The organism is Methanoregula sp., assembly GCF_002835825.1.
Lineage (GTDB): Archaea > Halobacteriota > Methanomicrobia > Methanomicrobiales > Methanospirillaceae > Methanoregula.
This window is the reverse complement of the sequence record NZ_PIZH01000240.1, coordinates 1-3,547: the sequence shown is the minus strand read 5'-3', so window position 1 is coordinate 3,547 and position 3,547 is coordinate 1. Positions and strand designations below refer to the sequence as shown.

Genomic DNA, 3,547 nt, shown 5'->3' with positions numbered 1-3,547 from the left:
AATCAGTACTCACGGAGTCACCCCTTCCGAGTGGTGCGGGATTCGGCCTCTCGGCCGCAGCCCCGCTCTCAACACTGACTGCCGTAAACAGGTTGTACAGCCTCAGCCTTTCCGATCACGATATCGCTGTTCTCGCCCATGAAGCCGAGGTGCAGCACCGCACCGGCCTTGGCGATGTTGCTGCATGCCAGGCAGGAGGATGGGTTGTCCGGAACGGACCCGGGATCGATGCGCACATTCACCGGCGTTATGATCTTACAAAACCGGTATGTGCAGTGAGTTTTGGGCCCATCCATACACCATCTGTCCTCGGTTCCCCAAAGCAGATGGAACGGGTTGCCCAGGCATTCCCGCGACGTGCCCCGCATAATGGCGAGGATCTCTTTTCTGTTTCACAGCATTTCGCACTCACAAGCGGTCTTGCCACAACGGAGGTTCTTGAAGTAATCCGGTGCTGCAATTCAGGGAATGTTCCGGCCAGCATGACCATGCTCGGCAACGGAGTCTTTGCGTACGGTGATTCCGCAAAAGAGATTCTCGCTCCGTACGGGGAGGTTTTCGAGTGCCGGCTTGCCCATCGCGGCCCCCGCATCACGGGGGTGAACCCGTGATTCCCCCGGACCACCCGCGCTACCGTTCACTCATGACCCGTGAACGTCTTGCCCGGTGTGCAAAGGAGGGTGTAGTTGCCATGGAGGGGCTCACCGCCCATGGCCGGGGAGAGGCATTCGATTACCTCATCGGGGAGCAGACCACGAAAAGCGCTCTTCTTGCAGAACAGACCGCAGCCGCTCTGCTGCTTTCAGCCACACACCCGGTCATATCAGTAAACGGGAACACGGCTGCCCTTGCAGCAGGGGAAATCGCAGAACTGCAGAAGGCCTGCGATGCAATCGTGGAGGTCAACCTCTTCCACCGTACCGAGGCGCGGGTGGCACAGATCGAAAAGATCCTCTGCGATGCCGGATCAGACGTCTTCTCGGGGCCTGCCGAACGGCTCCTCCCGCTATCCCATGACAGGGCATGGTGCCGCAGGGACGGGATGTATGCCGCTGACGTTGTCCTTGTCCCCCTCGAAGACGGGGACCGGTGCGAAGCGCTGGTGAAAATGGGGAAAAAAGTGATCGCGATCGACCTCAACCCGCTCTCCCGGACAGCACGAACGGCTACCCTGACCGTTGTTGATGAGGTGACCCGGGCACTTCCGGCAATAGCCCGGGCCTGCAAGGATCTTTCTGACGAAGAGAAGACACGTCTTCTTACAACGCTTGACAACCATTATCTTTTGTCGGAAGCAATACGTGAGATAACTGCGAGGTTATCCCATGCTCTGGATTGAGAAATACCGGCCGGCAACATTTCCGGAGATCGTGGGGCAGGATGCTGTTGTCCACCACCTTGTCTCGTTTGCCACCACGAAGACCTCTCCTCACGTAATTCTCACCGGGCCGCATGGCACCGGGAAGAGTGTTGCGGTTGAATGTTTTGCCAGGGCACTATATGGCGAGAACTGGGAGCAGAATACCACCATCTTCCAGACATCCGATATCTTCCGCCAGGGCAAGGCTCTGCTTGAACAGGATGACCGGTACGCTCATATCTATCAGAAGAACCTCTCACTGATTGCCAATTTCAAGTACATCATCAAGTGGTACGCCTCTCTCCGGCCTCTCGATGCAGAATTCAAGATCCTTGTCTTTGAAGACGCCCATACCCTGACCCGTGATGCGCAGCAGGCGCTCCGCCGGATCATGGAGCAGACCAGCAGTACCTGCCGGTTTATCTTTACCACAACCAATTCAAGCGCCATCATCCCTGCGATTGCCTCCCGCTGCCTCCCGCTCTTTTTTTCCCCGATTGAACAGGATCTCATGCTCCGCCACCTCAAACAGATTATGGAACGGGAGGCCACTCAGGTCCAACCCTGCTCTGAAGATGACCTTGACCTTATCGTTCAGGCTTCCGGAGGAGATTTGCGCCAGGCCACCCTGCTGCTCCAGGTTGCACTGGCCACGGGCAAATGCCAGAAGATCCTTGAAGTTGCGCAATCCGAAACCGCAACAATAGCGGGTTCTGCAATCACAACCCTCAAGGAAGGCGATACGAGGGGAGCAATGCGGCGGCTCGAATCCCTGTTGATCGATTACGGCCTGTCGGGGAGCGAAGTCCTTTTTGAGATCCGCACGGTCATAAAACGCGAGTACAATGACCCGCGATTAGCTGTCACCCTTGCCAATGCTGAGTTCCGCATGCGGAATTCCAACAATGAATTCATCCAGATCGGTGCACTCACCACCGGGATGCGGGAGATCTTCCTATGACCCGGGTCAAGCAGCAGAAGATCCAGGAGCATTATGATTCCGTTGCCGGCACGTATGATGACCATTACGATCACCTGACCCGGGGCCGGCCATATCATAACCACTTAAGCGATCACCTTATCAAAGCCCTGCCACGAAATGGCGACCTGCTCGATATTGGCTGCGGCACTGCTCTCTTTGTGGAAAAATACCTGCGGAACGGGGGTACGGCAACGGGTCTCGACATCAGCGAGAAGATGCTCAGTAAAGCGCGCGAGCGGTGTCCCGGCTGTGCATTCGTTGCCGGAAACGGCGAGACCCTCCCGTTCCGGGACCAGTCTTTTGATGCTATCTCGAGCCTCCTCGTCTTCAGTTATGTGAAATCACCCGGGTCGATGCTTGCTGAAGCCTGTCGCGTACTCCGGCCCGGGGGAAGTATCGCTGTCTGCACGCTGGGGAAGAAACTCATCACCAAGGGAATACCAGCGCTCTATCATATCAGTGAAAAAGTAAAAATCCAGCACGTTGTGATGAAAAATTTTGGCGAACGATACTACAACGAAGAAGAGATGACGCGACTTTTCTCACACGCCGGATTCACAGATATTTCTGTCAAATGGTGCTCTTTTGCCCACATCGACATGATCGATCCACTCTTCTCGCTGGCTTCGAAACTCGAACCATTTGTCGAGAAGCGCGTGCCCCAGCTGGCCTTCAACATCTTCGTTTCTGCAAAAAAACGCGGATGAGACCCGGATGCTGCTCCCAGGGAAGACGACGATTCCCCGACCTGAAGGGAAGGCTCCAACAAACATCGCTGCTAATATGAGTGCCATCACCCCATAAGAGGCAATTTTCAAATAAGGCTTATTTTTGTGATCAGAGACCATTTTGAACTCCTTTATTGTGGCTGTTTTCTCGCGGGAGCAGTGAAGTTGACGTATTCGACCGGATACCCTGACATAAACTTGCGGAAACGCTCATTTTGGCGTCCGATTTTAAGGGTTTTACGACGGCAGGCCCAAATTGCGCTAATAGACCCCTAACAGATTGCAAAAGTCACCTGCGATCGGGCTCCAGAAAGGGGGTTCTGGGGGCCGGATCGCCGGATCCGGGGGGCCGGGAGATTTTTTCGGCTGTCACCATGGCGGCATTATTTTCCTTCTTAGGCCCTGTAGAAAAACCGTGTGGGGTTGTGTCAGACAGGGATGGAACCACGGGCGCTCGGGGTCTGCCGACCCTCGCCC

4 protein-coding genes are annotated in these 3,547 nt (G+C 55.5%); all 4 read left to right on the top strand.

Features of this window, described 5'->3' with window-relative positions:
* On the top strand, positions 1-611 hold a 611-nt coding region (locus CW742_RS08995; RefSeq protein WP_292419387.1), incomplete at its 5' end, for a GHMP kinase.
* Positions 608-1,339, top strand: a complete 732-nt coding sequence (locus tag CW742_RS08990; protein ID WP_292419385.1) for a 4-phosphopantoate--beta-alanine ligase — start codon at positions 608-610, stop codon at positions 1,337-1,339. The genes CW742_RS08995 and CW742_RS08990, both read left to right, overlap by 4 nt.
* Positions 1,326-2,321: an AAA family ATPase gene (locus CW742_RS08985; RefSeq protein WP_292419383.1), complete on the top strand. Its 996-nt coding sequence runs from the start codon at positions 1,326-1,328 to the stop codon at positions 2,319-2,321. The genes CW742_RS08990 and CW742_RS08985 overlap by 14 nt, the downstream gene beginning before the upstream one ends.
* Positions 2,318-3,049: a class I SAM-dependent methyltransferase gene (locus CW742_RS08980; RefSeq protein WP_292419381.1), complete on the top strand. Its 732-nt coding sequence runs from the start codon at positions 2,318-2,320 to the stop codon at positions 3,047-3,049. The genes CW742_RS08985 and CW742_RS08980 overlap by 4 nt, the downstream gene beginning before the upstream one ends.
* Positions 3,050-3,547: the final 498 nt, after the last annotated feature.

What these genes read in the sequence shown, in the direction of transcription:
- CW742_RS08985 (WP_292419383.1), top strand. Translation starts at nt 1,326, where the DNA reads ATGCTCTGGATTGAGAAATACCGGCCGGCAACATTTCCGGAGATCGTG.
- CW742_RS08980 (WP_292419381.1), top strand. Translation starts at nt 2,318, where the DNA reads ATGACCCGGGTCAAGCAGCAGAAGATCCAGGAGCATTATGATTCCGTT.